Origin of the sequence: Halobacteriovorax sp. JY17, assembly GCF_002753895.1 — a bacterium.
Lineage (GTDB): Bacteria > Bdellovibrionota > Bacteriovoracia > Bacteriovoracales > Bacteriovoracaceae > Halobacteriovorax.
In genome coordinates this window covers 117,776-136,719 of the sequence record NZ_NJER01000001.1, presented here as the reverse complement: position 1 = coordinate 136,719, position 18,944 = coordinate 117,776, and the positions used below count along the sequence as shown (strand labels likewise).

Here is an 18,944-nt window from a genome sequence, read left to right as displayed (position 1 = left end):
GTATCCTCCAGCGTACTTTTGTTTGACTATTGAAACTAAAATACATATATATAAACTTAACCAAGAAAGCAACAAACCATCAAAGAATTTATATGAGAAAGCTTATATTATTTTTCACACTTCTATTTCTCCAAACAACTATGGCGGACATCGACCTTGAGCTCGCTAAGATTATTAAAGACAATAATTTACAGCCCCTTGAAAGCCCTACCCCCTCCCCAAAAGTTCTAGTTAATTTAGGGTCTCGTCTGTTTATGGAACCACTCTTAAGTGGAAACAAAAATATGACCTGTATGCACTGTCATCACCCAAGACTAGGCTCTAGTGATGGACTTCCTTTCTCTATTGGCGAAGGAGGTGTTGGAATTGGTCCAAACCGAGAACAAAATGGCCGCGGTAGAGGCTTGGTTATTAGAAGAAACTCTCCCGCCCTTATCAACTTAGGTTATAAAGATGAAGTGACGGTGATGTTTCAAGATGGCCGCGTAGAATATGATCCCAAAACAAAAGCTTACAGAACACCTGAAGTTGCACTTAACGGAAAGAGTCCAAAAGCTGCATATATAACAAAGAGTTTAAGTGGCGCTCTTTCCGCGCAAGCTTTATTTCCTATTACAAGCCCAGAAGAGATGATGGGAAGAGCAGAGACTGCAGAAGTAGATAATGAGTTTATAGGGATGGACTCTAACTTAAAAGTTTGGAAAGGAGTAATGGACAGACTTTTAAATGGAAAGAAGAGTGAGCTCTACACAAATTTATTTAAATCTTCTTTTCCAGATCAAAAAGAATTTAATATTGGAAATGTTGGAACTGCATTAAGTGCTTTTATGAAAGATGCTTTTAGCTTTGTTGAAACTCCTTATGATCATTATTTAAAAGGAAATTTAAATGCAATGACACTTAGTCAGAAGAAAGGACTAAAAGTTTTTGCAGGAAGAGGAAAGTGCATTAATTGTCACGCTGGAAAGCATCTGACTAACTTTGAATTTAAAACAACTGGAACTCCGCAAATTGGAATTGAAGGTTCAAACCAAATTGACGACAGAGGAAGGTTTGAAGTCACAGGAGAAAAGAGAGATCTTTATAAGTTCAAAACGCCTCCTCTAAGAAATACTGCACTCAATCCTCCGTACATGCACTCAGGTGTTTTTCAAACTCTCAAACAAGTTATTGATCACTACGATAACGTAAAAGATACACTTGGTAATTTTGAGATGACTTCTGAAATTCAAAAGTTCTATGAAGACATTCTAATTGTTGACAAAGACAAGCTTCGAAATAAGTTCAGGTTTCAATTAATGAGTATTGGAGAACTTAGAAAAGGTTTAAAACTAACAGTAACGGAAAAAGAAAATCTTCTAGATTTTATACAAAATGCTCTTACAGATAAGAGATTTAGTAGTAAGGAATTTCTAGAAGATGAAACGATCTGGCCAACGCGACCAGAGAACTTCGTTATTCAATAAAGTTAACGGTGCCGCTATCATATAAGATTTTACTGGCGCCACTGGCCTCTTCACTTAAATTTTGATTAGTTTTTTTGACCGCTCTCTCATAGGCTTTTTCAATAAGCTCTCTCTCATATTTTGTTAGAGAGATCCCCTTCCCAACGCCAAGATAGAGTTCAATGCTTCCTTTATTTAAAGTAGATGGCATTCTTGTACCTAGTGTAATCTGAGAAAGCTTCTTGTAAGGAATTTTCTCACTAGATATCCCTACAATTTGTTTTCGAAGCTCTTTTTCCACCAATTCCCCTTGAGTGGCCAAGATTGTTCTCTTCTCACTACTTACACCTGGAGGAATAAAACTAAGTCTATATTGAGATGGATTATCTTGAACTCTAAAAGCATTGATAATGGCCACTTCATCTCCACGTTCTAACTTAGAACTTGGAATAACGACACAATCATCACCCGAGCACTTTGACTCGTAGAGAACTTTTCTCTTATCAAAGACGTCTTTAACTGTTGTAGTGAAATTGTCTTTTATTTTATTGAATGTTTTTGTAACTTGTTGTTCTCCAAGTCTTGTCACAGTTAGAACTTCTTCAGCGTTAACAGACTTAGCGGTAGCAATATCTCTTGCTACTTGTTGAATATTTCGAGCCCCCATTCCAGTGACATCTCCTGAAAAACCTCCAAAGTTTGCCTTATCCAAACTAGCACTTACTCTAACCTCTTGCCATAAGCCAGGGGTAAGTCCATCTAACTTACTTACATACTCGACTAGATCGTGGGCCTCTTCATTAGATAGAACGACCCCAAACTTATCAGACAAGGCCTGACGAGAGTAGTCTGCATCAAGATTTTTTTTAATATCAAGATGAGAGAGATGATTTAGACGTCCAGAGAAAATTCTCTCAACTTCATCGATTCTTGCATTACCAGTAGACTTTCGTATTGTTTCAATAACCTCAAGCCTAACCGTCTTTACTCCTGTTCCAGCGACGACTTCAGTAAGTCCAGCTTTCTCTAAAGACGAATTACTTAATTTTGATGAGTATGACTTTATACTTTCTAAATCTAGATCAACTAATCTTCTAATGTCATTAAAAGAAACAAGCCTTGGTGCGACCCTATTGATCACTCGAGACCTCTTAGCCGCTTGTCCAGCTCCATCTGCAGTGGCGGCAATTCCACCTTCAAACCAGAGAGCGGGAGTCTCAGCGCCAAGGCCATCTAAACTCTGAACCATTTTTGCGTACTCACCATTAGCTTCTTTATAAACTGTATTTAGTTCTTTTAGAAATTTCTCCTCTACACTTTTAGGAATATTTTTTGGAGTAAAAGCAAAGCGAAGAGATTTAAAGTCAGAGTAAACTTCAAAATTAATTCCATTAAATTTCTTAGACAGCTCATTTATCTTCTTAAACATGACTTCTTTATGAAGATTCGTCAAAGAAGTCACAAGCTCCTTATCCCCTAAACTATCATTAAGCCTCTTCAGTGCACTATTTTCAACATCGAGATAGAAACTAGCATTTGATTTCTTCGCATTATCAATCCATCTCCTATTTAAACGAGGAGTTGTTAAAGCGTAATCACTGTAAGCTCTTTTTAATTCACTCACACTTGAAAAATTCTCTTTCAATTTAGGAGTAAAGTTTCTTATTTCGCTTAATTCAATTTTTGATTTTCTTGCTTCAAAAGTATTTTCGATACTTTTCTTAGATCCAACATAACTATTCTTAGCAATTCTTGCTGCTGGTCTTAATAAATTACCCGCACTTCCAACGGCAACAAAAGCGAGAGCAAGGTTTCGATCACTTTCAGCACTTTCTATAGCATCCACAGTTCCAAGACCTGATTCAAATGATAGTCTTGAGTTATTCAACTGATTTTGCTGCATGTAGAGATCAACTCCCTCAGCTACAACTCCAACACCAATGGCACACCCAATTCCCAAAGTCCCAAGACAAATCCCTCCGCCAACAATCGCCGCTCCTCCGATATAGAGAGAGGCCATAAGCTTATCAGTTTCAACCTCATCATAGAGGGACTGAGCAATATCGCAACTCGCCTTAGAGACTCCTTGCGTACTTAAATATCCTTGTACTGAATTCTTATTCTTAATTAGATCAATTAAGTCATCATCATCTTCAAGACTTGCAATTTTCTCGAATGATTCTTGATTGGCCTTTGAAGATTCTATCAATTGCTTTCTTAACTCTTTTATAATTGTGTCTCTAGGCTCATCCCCTCTAATATTTAAGCGTGCCAGCAGAGGATCTAGATTTGTTCTCTTATTATATTCTTCTTTATAAAGATCTCTTACTTTCGCTACCCCTTTAGAAGTTTCACTTCGAAGTTTTCCTTTAATAGCACGAGAGCAATTACTCATCTTATATTCATAATCAAATGAAATGCACTCATCCTCAATAGAGGCAAGAGCATCTTGTTTTATATTAAAAACAATTTCTTTCTTTAATTTAACTGCTTCTTCATACTCAAGATCTGAAAGTTTTGGAATATCATAATCAAGACTGTCATGCTCAAGGTCTTGCTTGATATTGTGAAAAGTATATCCTCTTCCTCCAACAGTGTAGAGTTCAGATAGTGCCATGGTCTTTCTATAGCTTGGAAGACTTCCTTTAATGTAATCTAGAATCTTTTCAATTCTTAATTTACAGTCAGTAGAACTAGAGTTTAAACAATTTATTGTTGAATTGATTTCTTCTTTATTCTTTTTCAGAGAAGATAGTGTGTAGTCTCTTAAATCTTTTAAAAAATTGTCACTATAGATTTTCTTACTAATTCGGTACTGTGATCTTTCAAGGTTTGTTATCGGACTTGTGATTAGTTTAGAATCATCACATGAGAATAGATAATAGTTCTCATTGTCTTTTGCAAACTTCTGACAAAGAGAAAAGTCATATTGATCAAAGGCCTCTACTTGAAACTTTCTCTTATCTGCGGCCTTCTTCGCCCTTTGCATTCTACCGTTAGCAGCAAAGCTATTAGTTATTAGCAAAAAGGAAAATAAGAATAGAAGAAAAACTTTAGCGCGCATTATTCCTTATCGGCTAAATCCTATAAATCTCGAAGGATACTTCGATTTATTATTTCTTTATCCTACTGAAATTACGTCCTAAAAGCGTCTAAAACTTGAGTTTTAAAGGAGTGGTCCCCCTCTTCCCCTCCTGTTCCGTAGCCAGAGATGGAAACTCCCCTAGATCTCTTAAAACTTTTAAAGAGAATATCCCATAGAGAAAGAGCTATTCCATAATTTCTATTGTAGAGAACTTCATCCTTAGCATGATGAATTTGATGTTGAGCTGGACTAATAAAAATATATTCAAGTGGTCCATAGCCTAGAAAGATATGAGAGTGTCTTAAGTTGCTTCCAAGAAAATTAAATAGAAAGCCTAAGAAGTTAACCCCTAAGATATCAATTCCACCAATCTGTTTATTAAATAAGAACATAAATGTTCCAGATATAAATCCTAAACTTATCACATTCCTCATCTGTGCAAGTAAGACTTCCACTGGATGATTACGATGCAAAGTAAATGGGGTTAAACTCGTCGCCGTGTGATGAGTGCGGTGAAACTTCCAAAGAAAAGGAATTTCATGCATTAAGTAGTGAAGAAAGAATCTAAAGAAATCATTAATCACAAAAGAGTAGAGAGAGAAAATCCAAATAAGTTTTTCGTCTCCCAAAGAAAATGCTTTAAAATCGCTAAAGAAGAAATAGAGAAAACTTAAGACGACTTTTGAAACCGTGAAAACGGAAAACAAAACAGGAACAATAAGAATAGCTTTAATAAGAGAATTAAAAGCATAAACTTTATAATCAAAAATGGCCGAAGGATTAAACCAGTACTTCTTTGTAAGTACTTCTCTACTTCCCTTGGAGAAAATTAGGGCCAGAACAAAGAAGGATAAAAGATATAAGTAATAGAGCCTATTGGCCGGATTACTAAAAAGAAAGAATGAGCTAGAGGCCCATTCTAAAATTTTAATCGCTGTCACCTGCTTCAAAGAATGTTCTATAACCAATAGAGTTATAACACTCAAGCGATACCGTTAAAATATCTCCGAAACAAACTTCGTCATTTTTGCTCTTAGCAATAAATTTCCCTGTTCTTCCAAAAACTTCTAATTCTGTAATATTCTCTGGAAGCCTATCGAATTTCTTCATAAACTCGTACGCTTCTTTCATTTGCTCGGTATGAACAACTGATCTTCTTCTCTTATATTCTTCAACAAGTGGTGAAGCTGCGAAGGCCGCTGCAGATATAGCAAAAGCTGAAACTATAATTAGGGTGGTTTTCTTCATATAAATCTCCAATAAGAAGACTTATACAAACATTAGTTTCAGTAGTCAAACCTAAAAGATCTGACAGACATTCTCTAATAATAACGATAACTTATTTCGTAGGACAAGGGGATCACTAAATTCTATCGACTCTTCTTTATAACTTTCAAACTCGGCTTCAGAGGCAAATCCTCTGTCCATATTCCAGTTTATTGAAGCTCTACATTTCATAAGCCCTGGCCCGCTTCCAGAGACTCCTGAAGTATCGCAGAGAAGTTGATACCTGATCTTAAGACCTACGCCCTTGGTTGCAGAAAACCTCTTGGCCAGAGAAATAGCGCCCTTCTTAGCATTAAGATCACTCACCTTAAGGGCAAGCATTGGGTCTGTCTCAAAACTTGTAACAGTGTACTGATTGGCACCATTGAATTCAGAGACTATATTCTTTGAATGAGCTGTCTCTAGATACCTATAGGCGAAGTTTTCAAGAGTGAACGTAATGAGATGGTCTAATCCACTCTCCTCTAACTCCATTCTCGCTTTTTCTTCTTGTTCTTTCTTTAGCGTTTCAAAGTCTTTATTATCTTTCAATTTTGGCTGTCCCTGTAGGAAAAATTTTATCAAAGCTTCTATCTATCATAATCTCTTTTAAAGCTTTATCAAACTTTTCACTTAATTTCTTTCCATCACTTCCCTTTCTAAATGCAAGGGTCACTTTATCAGAAGAAATAGGGCTATATTGATTGAATTTTATAACTTCACTTAGACCAAGAACATTAATGGACTCCTTTACCGTTACAATTTCTCCAATAAATAGATCGACTCTCTTCTTTTCAAGAAGTGCTAAGCAGGTCTCATCGGAGCTTGCCACAATTTTTTTCCATCCCTTTTCTTTTATAAAGTCACTAGGATAAGTATAGCCTTCTGTAGTGCAAACTTTGGCATTTTTAATTTTCCTATAATCATGTCCCGCCCTTTCAAAGACGAACATTTCTTTAGTGTAAAAATCGGAGATCGTTTCAAATGAGCTTAGACCTTTAGACTCCATAGCGGGAAATAGCCCCTCGATAGTTCCAAGCTCAAGTTCATAGTAGGCCCTCTTAGGAGGAATTAATACTATCTCGATATCCACATCACTCTTCTTAGCAAGTGCTGAAATGAGCTGGACAAATTCACCTTCTGTCTTCGATCTAACATACTTTGGAATTAGGAAAGTCCCAATCTTAACCTTACGAGGAGTTTGTCCCCAGGTAGATGTGAGAGTGAATAGTAGGATTAGAATAGTTTTATACATGTGATGATTTTAAGCTGGAATAAATGGTGGGTAAACTAAAGATTCCTTGATTAAGTTACCTAAAATACACTATTTATCATCACAGTACTTTAGATTTTAGGAACAAACAACTCAAATTACAGGAAAGTAAAATTGAAAAATTCACCTCTTTTTCTCTGGAAATAGAGAATCGAAGCTTCCATCCATAACCATTTTCTTTAGGGCCTTATCGAATTTTTGACTAATTATCTTGCCTCTCTTAGTTTCGGAGAATGCGAAGTACACCCCTTGAGTAGAGACAGGAGTAAAGCGGTCATAGAAAACCTTATCTGACAATTTTAGGGATTTTAAGGCCGCCATTATTGTAAACTCCTCCCCGATGAAAAGCTGAACTCTATTAATCTTTAATAGCTCCAAACAATTCTCGTCCGACTTCCCATAAAGAATTTCCCACTTCTTATTTTCGAGTACTTCTTTTGCGTAGGGATAACCTCCAGTCAGACAAACCTTTGGCATCGCGATTTTTTTATAATCGGAACCTTTCATTTGAAAAATAAAATCTTCTTTAATGTAGAAATCAGAAGTCTTATAAATATTCTTCGGACTTATACTATCAACACCTGGAAAGTAACCATCAAATTCTCCATCAGTAAACTTCTGAATAGCTCTCTTGGGAGGAAGAACTGTTAGTGAAATTTCGTAACCCGCTATTTCTGCGAGCTTCTTCACAAGTGTTATAAACTCTCCGTTAGTCTCAGACTGTACATATCTAGGAATTAAAAAAGTAGCAATGGATACTTTTTCCTTTGCTACGATTTGAGATGAAAGAGAAAAAACTAATAGTAAGTAAATTAATTTCTTCATTCTACAATATCCTTAAAGCCAATTACGCATCAGCATGTGTTTTAGAAATGATTTCATAAACATTTCTAGATATATCTTTTACTGCGAGAATTCTTTCTAGAGAATCCTTCACTAACCCCTTCAACTCTACTGGCAATCTCTTGTAGTCCTTAAAACTTCCGGCGAGTCGAGACGCCATTTGAGGGTTTAATTTGTCGATATCGATAATTTGATCTGTAATAAACTTATATCCATCACCAGATTTCGCATGAAACTCAATAGCGTTACTAGTAAAAGTTCCTACTAATGATCTTACAAGATTTGGTACTGACTTATCATAAACTTCACTACTTAAAAGTTCTTTAATACGCCCCAGAGTCTTCTCTCCAGAAGCACTTGCCTGAGCAGTTAACCACTTTTGCATAACAAGAGTTTCATGTTTCCATTTCGTAAAGAATTTCGAGATAACTTCTTCGCTATACTTTGATTCACTGTGAATAAGCATCACAAGAGAAGCGTATTCATCCGTCATATTTGTAGCGCTATTAAATTGGTCATAACACCAAGTCTCATATTCAGGATTCTTAGTTGAAAGTAAGAAATTTAGAACCATATTCTTAAGTTCTCTCTCTCCCATGTCTTCTGGTGAAAGAGTGTATTCTTTTTCGACAGCAAGAGACTTATAAATTTCTGCAAATTCATTTTCATATCTGGCTGACAAAGTACTTATTACAAACTCTCTTACCTTGTGTGTATTTTCAAAGTCTACAACCTCTTGCGATTGGTGAAGAACTCCTTCCGAAGGAATTCCTAGAGCAAGGGCCTTGAATGAATGATCTAGACTTGAGTCAGCAATAAGTTTTCCATAAGCTTCAACGTAAGGCTCATCAAGTTTTAGTTCAACTCCGTTAGCAGCGTCTTGAACAAGACAGAGCATTAGAGATTTCGCTAAATTTTGAGCCGACTCGTAACGATTAAATTCGTCATTATCATTTGCCATTAGGTAGACGTAGTCACTTAATGATCTATCCGTTTTTAAGTTAATAGGAGCACTAAAACCTCTATTAAATGAAGGAATTGGCTCATGATCAATTCCAGTAAAAGTAAAAGTCTCACTCTCTTGAGTTAAGTGAAGAATATTCTTTTCAATTTGAGGTTGAGCAGTAAAAACTTCTTTTAGTTTTAAAGGGAAATCATTTCCACTCTTATCAACAAGCCCCATTGCAAATGGCATAAGGTAAGGTTTCTTATCCGTTTGCCCAGGAGTTGCCTTACAACTTTGAGTAAGTGTAATACTATATTCATTAGCCGCTTCATTATAAGAAGTTTTAATTTCAACTTCAGGAGTCCCCGCTTGATGATACCAATTTTTAAACTGTGAGAAGTCATAGTTATCATTTGCGATGCTCATTGCATGGATAAAGTCTTCTGTTGTTACTGCTTGTCCATCAAAGAGTTCGAAGTACTTATCTGTCCCCTTTCTAAACCCCTTTGGCCCTAAGAGTGTGTGAATCATTCTTATCACTTCCGAACCTTTTTCATAGATAGTCATGGTGTAGAAGTTATTAATTTCAATATAGCTACTCGGCTTAATAGGATGGGCCGTCGGTCCTGCATCTTCTACGAATTGTCTAGATTTCAATGTTTGAATATTTGAAATTCTATTAACAACTCTTGAATTCATGTCAGAAGAAAATTCTTGGTCTCTAAAAACAGTTAGTCCTTCTTTTAGAGTCAGTTGAAACCAATCTCTACAAGTGATTCTATTTCCAGTCCAGTTATGAAAGTACTCGTGTCCGATAACTCCTTCTATACCAAAGAAGTTAGCATCAGTCGCCGTTTTTGGGTCCGCTAGAACATATGCGGAGTTAAAAATATTTAATCCCTTATTTTCCATAGCTCCCATATTGAAAGCGTCAACTGCAACAATCATATAAATATCTAAATCATATTCACGACCATAGACTTCTTCATCCCACTTCATCGAGTTCTTCAAACTCTCCATAGCATGACCACACTTAGACTCATTTCCTTTATCAACATAAATGCGAAGATCAATTTTTCTTCCAGTCATTGTGATAAATTCATCTTGAACAAGCCCTAGGTCTCCGGCCACAAGAGCATAGAGATAAGAAGGTTTAACAAATGGGTCTAACCATTCTACAAAGTGTTTCCCATCTTCTAAATCTCCATAGCTAATTGGGTTTCCATTTGAAAGGAGCACTGGATACTTAGACTTATCTGCAATCACCTTAGTTGTATAAACGGCCATAATATCAGGACGATCAATAAAGTATGTAATTCTTCTAAATCCTTCTGGCTCATTTTGAGTACAGAAAATTGAACCCGACTTATAAAGTCCATCAAGGGCCTTATTGGCCTCTGGGTTAATTGTATTGTGAATCTCTAAGATGAAAGACTCTTTAACCTCTTTAAGAATTAATCCTTCATCAACAAATTCATATTGCTCAGATGATAACTCGACTTCATCTACTAGAATTTTATTAAGTGACAGCTCTTCACCATTTAAGAACATATCTCTCTTTCCACCAGATAAGTCATAATTTGCTTTAACTTCCATTCTGGAAATTACTTGAGTCTTTGTATCGTCTAAATTGAATGTTAAATGAATTGTAGAAATTAAATAGTCAGAAGGGGCGTAATCCTTTAAAAAAATTGTTTTTGGAGTGGCGTCTTTCATCTATATAGTCCTTTTTAATTTATTGAAAGAGCCAATATACCTAAATTTTGCCGTTTGTCATGCTTGAGAAGGCTAAAAAATACGAAATCAGGCCCTAACTAGCTGAAAATTATTCCCTGATATCTCTTAGCTTTGTAAAAACTTAAAATTTGTTTAAAATAGAAGAAAGATTATTATTTACAGCTATTTGGGTATGACAATTAAAGACGCTAATAAAAAACATTACTTTTCCATCGTTGAATTAGACGAGGTCATGGAAGCATTTTCAGCTGCTGCAAGTGAGAACCTGACCGGTTATCTCTGGTCACAAGGCCAAAAAGGAAGTGATGTAGAAGAGTATGAGCTCATAAACTTCAGCGAAGCAAGAAAACTAAAACTAGCTTCTACAGGTGGTTTTCTAGCGAAGCTTTCAAAGTCAAAACTCACCAATCAAGAAATTTTTCTAAAAGTTAACTACAACCGATTCCAATACTTCACTTACGGTATCCTTAGGTATGACCAAGAAGAGAAAGACTACTTCATACACATCACAAAAGACGTTTATAGATCTCAACAAAGAACAAACTACAGGCTCGCTGCCAATAACTTTGTTAAGATTCAATTTAAAATTAATGAAACCGTCTATGATGCTCACGACATTTCGGCGGGAGGTACATCATTTTCAATAGATGAATCTGATCTCGAAAAGTATCCTGAAGGCGAAATCTTTCGAGATTGTATGCTAAGGCTCAATACTTACAAGTTTGAAATTCCACAAGCAAAAATTGCTAAAACATGGCCAGTAAAAGATACCGAAGAAAATCCTACAGGTGTTTTCAAAGTGGGAATTGCTTTTATTGATGTTCCCAAGGCCACTGAAGAAGAGCTATTTAAATCTATAAATGGTGAAGCCAGAGCGGAAGAAATTAGAAAGAAAATGAAAGAGAAAAAGCTTAACTCTTAATAACAAAGAGTAGAGCGCTTAACTTTTAAAATCTCTGCAAGTTTTAAAGCATCATAACCAACTTCAATACCAATCGACTCCGCCTTCTTCATATTTACTGTTGCCGCTATTTTGATGGCCTCTTGCGCACTGTAGGTCTCCGCGTAAAATTTATACGCATCCCAAATATTTAATGGACAAAAAGCCCCTGAACGCGCCAAGAACTCCTTTAAAAGAGCTCTATTTTCTGAAGCTATAATCTTCTTAGTCTGAACCTTCATCCAACCAGAATCGTAGACAGATAAGTGGATGACCGCTCTATTTAAAACCACTTCATCTCTAGATTTATAGAGTAGTGTTTTTAAGAGATCATGAAACTTTTCAAAATTTGGAACATATTCAGAAAGCCCCATAACCATGAGACGAAGCTCCTCTGAATCACTAATACTCTCCCCTTTTTCAACAAGCCAGTAGAGATCTTTCTTCTTATCGGCGAAGTAACTCTTCGTTTTAAAGAGAGCGAAGTGGTAGTGAATGAGAAACTTAAGACTTCTATTTTTAAGTAATATTTTTTGAAGAGATAAAACTCTTAGAACATCTTCATGAGCGCTTAATCCTTTTAAAGCGTAGAGAGAATGAGACTCATTCTCTCTTTCAGAAACTTTTCTAATTAGAAAGTTTATTGATTCTTTATCTGTATAATTACCAAGGGCCAGAAGCATCGCCTCTTGAACAACTGCGTGCTCATTTTCAAATTCTTTAAAGATCCATTCTTTTATTGATGGCTTTTTCTTTTTAGACTCTCTTAGAAGAGATGAAACTCTTTCACTATTTTCACTTTCAATATTTTTAAAAATTTCACTCTCACTTTGAAGGAGGGGATCAAAGGATCTTTGAGTACTCTTATTCTGTATCTCAACAGATTTCTTCACCCAGTATAGGCCAAATACCCCAGAGACGACGAGTAGAATAGAAAGAAGAAGAAGCAATTTATTTTTCATTACCTTTAAGTAATGTTTTCTACCGTTAAAAGCAAGAATTTAACCTATTTTTTATGATTTCAAGTAATTAGCTTAGATCTTGTCTAGTTTTATTGATATATAGATCTTTCACTGCATCAAGAAATCATTGACTAGCACCTCACATGGGGCTAGAAAAAATGGTCTCAAATTGAATTAGATAAACACACTTGAATTGGAAAATGCATGACATCTAGATTTGTTGGAAGTAACTCAAAAGTTCTTGAAAAAGCTAATATGCTAAAAAGTAATAACCTCTACCCTTTCTTTAGAGCAATCGAAGCCTCTGAGGGATCTGTTATTACTTACGATAAGAAAGATCAAATTATGATCGGTTCAAATAATTACTTAGGACTTACTCACCACCCTATTGTTGTTGAAGCGGCCATTAAGGCCATCGAAAAATATGGTACTGGTTGTACGGGTTCTAGGTTCCTAAATGGTAACTTAACAATTCACGAAGAGCTTGAAGACAAACTCGCAACATACCTAGGTCACGAAGCTGCAATCTGTTTTTCAACGGGAATGCAAACAAATCTTGGAACACTTTCAGCAATTTGTGGTCCAAGAGATTGTATGATTTTTGACTCTGAAAATCATGCCTCTCTAATTGATGCTTCAAGATTAGCTCTTGGCGCTACCTTTAAATATAAACACAATGACATGGAATCTCTTGAAGAGCAGCTCGCTGCTAACGTTAACAGATTTAAGAATGTCATCATCGTTGCAGACGGTGTCTTCTCTATGACAGGAAAAATTCTAAAACTAGATAAAGTCGTAGAACTTGCCGAGAAATATGGTGCCATTATCTACGTTGATGATGCTCATGGAATCGGTGTTATGGGTAATAAAGGTAGAGGAACAATGGATCACTTTGGAGTGACTGAGAAGATTGACTTTAATATGGGAACGTTCTCAAAGTCTTTTGCTTCTATTGGTGGAGTCATTTCTGGTTCAAAAGAGAATATGGACTATGTTAAGCATACTGCAAGATCGTTCATGTTCTCTGCTTCAATGCCACCATCTGCTGTTGCAACAGTAAGTGCTTGTCTAGATGTAATCAACACTGACGATACAATTCATCCAAGACTTTGGAGAAACGTTGAGTTTATCAGAAATGGGTTTAAAGAAATTGGTTTCTACACATACGAATCAGAAACTCCAATCGTTCCAGTATTTATTGGAGATGATTTAAAAGCAATGCAAGTAACAAAGTTCCTTGGAGAAATGGGAGTATTTGCAACTCCAGTTGTTGCTCCGGCCGTCCCTCAAGGAGAAGCTCTAATAAGAACGAGCTATATGGCAAGTCACTCCATCGAAGAGTTAACTAAAGTTCTCGAAGTATTTAAAGTGGCAAAGAAAGAATTTGATATACCAGGAATACATCACTAGGAAGAAAAATGAGCATCAAAATTGAAGAAGTAGACGTACTGAGAAATAAGAAAGATCAAAAACGTTTTATAGATCTTCAATGGAAATTATATAAAGGGGACCCAATTTGGGTTCCTCAGCTCAAACTCTCTTTAAAAGAACAATTTAGTCCTAAGCATCCTTTCTATTTAACTGCAGAAATCAAATCTTGGATGGCCACTAAAGATGGCCAAGATGTAGGAAGAATTCAAGCTATCATCAACAACAAACATAATGAATTTCACGGAGAAAATATTGGTTTCTACGGTTTCTTTGAATCAATTGAAGATCCTGAAGTCTTTAAATTACTTTTTGAAGCTGCTGAAGCTCACTTAAAATCAAAAGGTAAAACTGAAATGAGGGGGCCAGCGAACCCATCAACAAACTACGCAGTTGGAACTTTAATTAATGGTTTTGACGACGATCCTCAAGTGATGATGACTTATAATAATCCTTACCACCAAATTCTTACAGAATCTCTTGGTTACCAAAAATCAAAAGATCTTCTCGCTTATCAATTAGACTTAAATTTTGAAATGCCTGAGATCATCGAAAAGATTTCGGCGAGAGCAGAGAAGTCTAATAAAATCACTTATAGAAAAGTGAATATGAAAAATTGGAAGAAAGAAACTGATATTCTCTGGGATATCTACAATGATGCCTGGGAGAAGAACTGGGGATTTATTCCAATGCTTAAAGAAGAATGGGAACACACTTGTAAAGATATGAAGTCCATTGTTGACCCTAACCTTCTGCTCATCTGTGAAGTTGCTGGAGAGCCTGCTGGGTTTATCTTAGCTCTTCCAGATATTAATCAGGCATTTAAACAAGTTCCAAATGGAAAACTTCTTCCTTTTGGAATTTTCAAATTACTCAATGCTAAAAAGTATATGACTAGAATGAGAGTTCTAACAATGGGAGTGAAGGCAAAGTATAGAAAGCTTGGTCTTGAATCAATCCTCTACACAAAGACAAAGCAGCTAGGTCTTGATGCCGGATACAACGAAGTTGAAATGAGTTGGATTCTAGAAGATAACCTCAACATGAATAAACCACTTCTTAGAATGGGTGCTAAACCTTATAAGACGTATCGAATCTTCTCTAAGAATCTATAGATGAATATCCTAGTAACAGGGGCCACCGGATTCGTTGGCTCTCACCTAAGTGAACTCCTTACAAAAAATGGCCACAACGTTTTTGCTCTCGTTAGAAACCCTTCGAAGGCAAGAGAGTTTAATGTTCCAGGAACTTATATCCAAGGCTCACTCTCATCAACAGATGAGAATAAATGGGTAAGAGAGCTTCCAGAGAAATTAGATGCAGTTATTCATACTGCAGGGATTGTTCATTCTATGAACGTCGACCAATTCTATACAGTCAATGCCATGGCCACACAGAGACTTATTCTCGATCTAAAAGAAAGATATCAAGAGCTAAAGTTCACACTCATTTCTTCCCTTGCTGGTGCGGGACCATCTAATCGAAGTGAAGAGAAAGTGGAAACTGATATTCCAAAACCTGTTAGTGATTATGGTAAGTCTAAGAAACTTGCAGAGAGATTTACAAAAGAGCTTTGTCCTAAAGAATGGAGCGTTTCCATTATTAGACCACCAATGGTAATAGGCCCAAGAGACCCAGCTGTACTAGATATTTTTAAAATGATTAAGGGCTCATTTGTTGTAACAGCGGGACTAGATGGCGATAAGAACGAGTATAGTTTCGTTTGTGTCTATGATCTCGTACAGACAATTGTTAAAAGCCTAGAGCTTAATAATACAGCTCCTGAAATATATTTTAGCTCCTACCCTCAGACCATCACAACGGCAGAGCTCTACCATGAAATAAAGAAGCAATTGAATAAAAGGTACTTATTCAACTTGAAGATCCCTTCTCTACTCATAAGAATACTTGCAGGTATTATAGGATTCTTTTCAAAGTTTATGAAAATAGATATTCGCCTCACTCCTGATAAGGTGAATGAACTTCTGCCTAAGGCATGGACGTGTAATTCACAAAAATCAATAGATCAACTCTCTCAGAAGTACGAATGGAGTTTAGAGAAGACTATCGCTATAACATTAAAAGACTATAAGAATAGAAATTGGCTTTAATTAATTAGTAATTCCAAACAACAGCAGGACCATAAGCTCCATCGTGCCGAATGACTGAAATATTCGCTTCATGTTCAAATGCCCATTTATAGAACGGATGATTGTTCTTATACTTAGCAACTTTTCGAACACCTTCCGAAGCAAATGCCATTAAAAAGAATGAACCGACAACATCTGATGTGTAATGCTTGGCAGACCTCACTCGTTGCTTAGCCGCCCACATAGAAAGAACTGCAGGAGCTACCGCCCAATAAGGTCCATAGAATTGAAGAGTCTTAAAGAAGAGTCCATAGTACGGAATAACGTGCCCTGATGGGAAAGATGAATCCCCTCTAAAGCCAGTCTCCCAGGAGCTTAGATTCTCTTTATCAGGTCTATGATGAACTTGAACAAAACTTAATACCCCTGATTCAACAAGAGCTAAGTACATTGAGGAGAGATATTCCATAGCAAATTGCATGGCCTTTTTATTCTTATACTTTCTTCCATAAGCATAGAAAGAAGATTGTAGGATTGGAAAGCTTAGAACCACTCCAAAATCGCCAGCAAGGCGAATATGTCTTGGAGCTTTTCCTTTACGTTTAGCGCTTGCAAGATTATCTTCGTCTTTCTCAAAAGCATACCAAGTCACTGGCAGTGCAGCCCCAAGATAGTAGAGGTTATTCTTCGTTCTAAATTGCTCTACAGAACCACTAACAAGCCAACTCACAGAAGTTCTAATATCTTTCCAAGTAGACTCTCCAATAGGTGTATCTGCTAATGAGTATGAACTTGAAATAAGAATGATAAAAGCTATCGCGAGATACTTAAGCATTACCTAGTGTTCCTCTTCTTTAGGGCCTGTCATAGTTCTTAGAATTATATCCCAAAGAGGAGAGCTCACTCCATACTTCGCCTTCTCATGTCTAAAGTGATGCTGAAGATGAAACTTCTTTAAGTATCTCCCCACTTTATTATTCATCTTAAAGTGGTGAGTAGCATAGTGAATATAATCATAGCAGAGGTAGCCTATGACAAATGAAGACATAAAGACTTCTAAATACCTCGCAGGAACCATTAGAGAAAATAAACCATAGAGAAGTGCCATAATAATGATTGCTGGCACAGGTGGCATTACAAGTCTCGTAGGATCATTAGGATCGTCATGATGAAGCCCATGAAATAGGAAAACAAATCTCTTTCCAAGTGGTCCCTTTGCAGGAAAGTGAAACATATAACGGTGAAGTATATATTCTGTGAATGTCCAAACCAGAAGTCCAATAGCATACCAAGAAAGCATCTCACCTAGGGATAGGCTATAAGTCGTCTGTCCAGAGATCCCCCAGTAAATGGCTACTGGAACCCAGAGAATTAAAGGGATAATTGGATGCACATGAGTACAAGCTTCAAGCACAGGATTTTCAAATATTTTGATTGAGTCATATTTCTTCATAAGGGCCTTAAATTTTTGGAATTTATATAATTTAATTGCCAGAAAATATTCAGCTTGTAAAATCGTTGTGACTTTGAAATGAAGATGTTTACTAAAATCTAAGAATTGGACCAAAATAATGAAAATATTTCTTACTCTCTATGTTTTACTAACAAGTGTAGTTGCGCACGGGGCCATAAAAGAGAAAGACTTCCCTCTTCTTGAGCAGGGAAAGCAAATTCTCTACAAAGAAAAAGTAAATGCTAATCCATGGCCTAGAATTCACATCTATCAAATAGTTGATGCCACTCCGCTTGAGACTTTGGCGATCTTCCTCGCCCTTGATCATCAAAAGAACTACCTACCAAATGTCCTTGTATCTACTCCTGTAAAACATATTGGCCCTACGGAAGTATATACGAGCTATGAATTAGAGCTTCCGTGGCCCCTCTCAAACTCACACTACACTCATGCCAGTGACTTTAAGAAAGTCTCAGATACTGAATATACAGCGAAGTGGTGGATGATCACTTCAGAGAGTGCTGAGAGTGTTGAAGGAAGTGCTAAATTCAAAGCATACAAGGGTAAGACACTTATGGAGTACCACAGTCTGGTTAAGCCAAAGTCTTTTCTCGCGGGACTCGTAAAAAGCTCTATGCTGGAAGACACACTCGCTTCAATTGAAGCAGTAAGAGCTGAGATAAAGAGAGTGAAGAAAGAAGACCAAAGTCTTCTAAGAAAATATGAAAAAGTTATTACAGATTCTTTAAAAGGCATCAATGCGTACCAAGAAATCATACAAAGTCTTTCTTCTAAGAAATAAATTAACCCGAGTAAAAGAAGCCAATAATAAACAGAAAAAGTGGTAAGTTTTTAATAACGAAGACTTACCTCTAGTCGATAAAAAACCTTCAGTGAAAAAGAAAAAAAGAATGAAGATTTTCCTTTTAAAAAATTGAGGCCGCGGTTAGAATAAATACAAGGCAGAGACAAAAAAATTAATGAGCACTATAAGTCGACGATGGCAACAGGATGATCTGCAATCGTCGATTTTTTTTGCCCAATTCCTACGTTAAATAATCCCTTAAATCTTTCGAAAGCCCCTCTAATTCAGCCTCTAGAGCTTTTAAGAGAGAATTGGCTCGTTCTATATCGATAGTTCCACTTCTTCCCATTTTTTCTAACTCAAAAGAATGTTCAACACATTTTTCTGCAAAGAAATTACTAACTGCCCCCTTCAAGGTATGAGCGTGTAAGTGTAGATCAGCACTCACATTTTCATCAATTGACTTCCTAATCGGAGAGATCATATTGGGTAGTTCTGAAAAGAAAACATCAACTAACTCAATAAGAATTTCCTTATCGTCACCAAAGTTTTCATTTAATAAATTTTGATTAAAACTCGTCATATTACCCCTAAATTTAATTTATATAATTATCGGCAACAGAGAATTTTTCTTGAAGAAATTTGGCCACATGAATTGTGGCCAAGATGAA

Annotated in this window: 17 protein-coding genes; 6 read left to right on the top strand and 11 right to left on the bottom strand. The window is 36.4% G+C overall.

The annotated features are described in order from the left end of the window. The first annotated feature begins 92 nt into the window (after positions 1-92). The gene (locus tag CES88_RS00670) at positions 93-1,466 is read left to right on the top strand and encodes a cytochrome c peroxidase (RefSeq protein ID WP_290729559.1); all 1,374 of its coding nucleotides are present in this window, start codon (positions 93-95) and stop codon (positions 1,464-1,466) included. On the opposite strand, the gene CES88_RS00665 is transcribed toward CES88_RS00670, so the two are convergent. The 7 genes from CES88_RS00665 to pepN all read right to left on the bottom strand — a co-directional run bounded on the left by CES88_RS00665 (position 1,456) and on the right by pepN (position 10,574). Then, a complete protein-coding gene (locus CES88_RS00665) occupies positions 1,456-4,509 on the bottom strand; it encodes a hypothetical protein (RefSeq protein WP_290729556.1) in 3,054 nt (1,017 codons plus the stop codon). The two genes, CES88_RS00670 and CES88_RS00665, sit on opposite strands and share 11 nt — an antisense overlap. Positions 4,510-4,580: 71 nt before the next feature. Then, positions 4,581-5,471: a sterol desaturase family protein gene (locus CES88_RS00660; RefSeq protein ID WP_290733270.1), complete on the bottom strand. Its 891-nt coding sequence runs from the start codon at positions 5,469-5,471 to the stop codon at positions 4,581-4,583. Continuing rightward, on the bottom strand, positions 5,458-5,778 hold the full coding sequence (locus CES88_RS00655; RefSeq protein WP_290729553.1) for a hypothetical protein: 321 nt from the start codon (positions 5,776-5,778) through the stop codon (positions 5,458-5,460). Before CES88_RS00655 ends, CES88_RS00660 begins: the two co-directional genes overlap by 14 nt. Before the next feature lie 51 nt (positions 5,779-5,829). Then, positions 5,830-6,348: a hypothetical protein gene (locus CES88_RS00650; protein WP_290729551.1), complete on the bottom strand. Its 519-nt coding sequence runs from the start codon at positions 6,346-6,348 to the stop codon at positions 5,830-5,832. After that, entirely contained in the window at positions 6,338-7,051 is a 714-nt protein-coding gene (locus CES88_RS00645; RefSeq protein ID WP_290729549.1) for a transporter substrate-binding domain-containing protein, read from the bottom strand. The genes CES88_RS00650 and CES88_RS00645 overlap by 11 nt, the downstream gene beginning before the upstream one ends. 141 nt (positions 7,052-7,192) lie before the next feature. Continuing rightward, positions 7,193-7,894, bottom strand: a complete 702-nt coding sequence (locus tag CES88_RS00640) for a transporter substrate-binding domain-containing protein (RefSeq protein WP_290729546.1) — start codon at positions 7,892-7,894, stop codon at positions 7,193-7,195. Between the two features lie 22 nt (positions 7,895-7,916). After that, complete coding sequence (gene pepN, locus CES88_RS00635) at positions 7,917-10,574, bottom strand: aminopeptidase N (RefSeq protein ID WP_290729543.1); 2,658 nt, start codon at positions 10,572-10,574, stop codon at positions 7,917-7,919. Positions 10,575-10,767: 193 nt separating this feature from the next. Between pepN and CES88_RS00630 the strand changes: the two genes are divergently transcribed. Further along, the gene (locus tag CES88_RS00630; protein ID WP_290729539.1) at positions 10,768-11,517 is read left to right on the top strand and encodes a PilZ domain-containing protein; all 750 of its coding nucleotides are present in this window, start codon (positions 10,768-10,770) and stop codon (positions 11,515-11,517) included. Here CES88_RS00630 and CES88_RS00625 read toward each other — a convergent pair. Beyond that, entirely contained in the window at positions 11,514-12,497 is a 984-nt protein-coding gene (locus tag CES88_RS00625) for a hypothetical protein (RefSeq protein WP_290729534.1), read from the bottom strand. The two genes, CES88_RS00630 and CES88_RS00625, sit on opposite strands and share 4 nt — an antisense overlap. Before the next feature lie 204 nt (positions 12,498-12,701). Between CES88_RS00625 and CES88_RS00620 the strand changes: the two genes are divergently transcribed. The 3 genes from CES88_RS00620 to CES88_RS00610 are packed head-to-tail and all read left to right on the top strand — an operon-like array spanning position 12,702 to position 16,036. Next, a complete protein-coding gene (locus tag CES88_RS00620; protein ID WP_290729531.1) occupies positions 12,702-13,907 on the top strand; it encodes an aminotransferase class I/II-fold pyridoxal phosphate-dependent enzyme in 1,206 nt (401 codons plus the stop codon). A gap of 8 nt (positions 13,908-13,915) precedes the next feature. Next, entirely contained in the window at positions 13,916-15,040 is a 1,125-nt protein-coding gene (locus CES88_RS00615) for a hypothetical protein (RefSeq protein ID WP_290729528.1), read from the top strand. After that, a complete protein-coding gene (locus CES88_RS00610; protein WP_290729525.1) occupies positions 15,041-16,036 on the top strand; it encodes an NAD-dependent epimerase/dehydratase family protein in 996 nt (331 codons plus the stop codon). Between the two features lie 4 nt (positions 16,037-16,040). Here the strand turns inward: CES88_RS00610 and CES88_RS00605 are convergent, their stop codons facing one another. Then, entirely contained in the window at positions 16,041-16,850 is an 810-nt protein-coding gene (locus CES88_RS00605) for a phosphatase PAP2 family protein (protein ID WP_290729522.1), read from the bottom strand. 3 nt (positions 16,851-16,853) lie between these two features. After that, positions 16,854-17,468, bottom strand: a complete 615-nt coding sequence (locus CES88_RS00600) for a sterol desaturase family protein (RefSeq protein WP_290729519.1) — start codon at positions 17,466-17,468, stop codon at positions 16,854-16,856. 118 nt (positions 17,469-17,586) lie between these two features. On the opposite strand from CES88_RS00600, the gene CES88_RS00595 reads away from it, so the two are divergent. Continuing rightward, positions 17,587-18,270 (top strand): hypothetical protein, encoded by a 684-nt coding sequence (locus CES88_RS00595; RefSeq protein ID WP_290729513.1) that lies wholly within the window; start codon positions 17,587-17,589, stop codon positions 18,268-18,270. Between the two features lie 244 nt (positions 18,271-18,514). On the opposite strand, the gene CES88_RS00590 is transcribed toward CES88_RS00595, so the two are convergent. Continuing rightward, positions 18,515-18,856 (bottom strand): Hpt domain-containing protein, encoded by a 342-nt coding sequence (locus CES88_RS00590; protein ID WP_290729510.1) that lies wholly within the window; start codon positions 18,854-18,856, stop codon positions 18,515-18,517. Positions 18,857-18,944 lie beyond the last annotated feature (88 nt).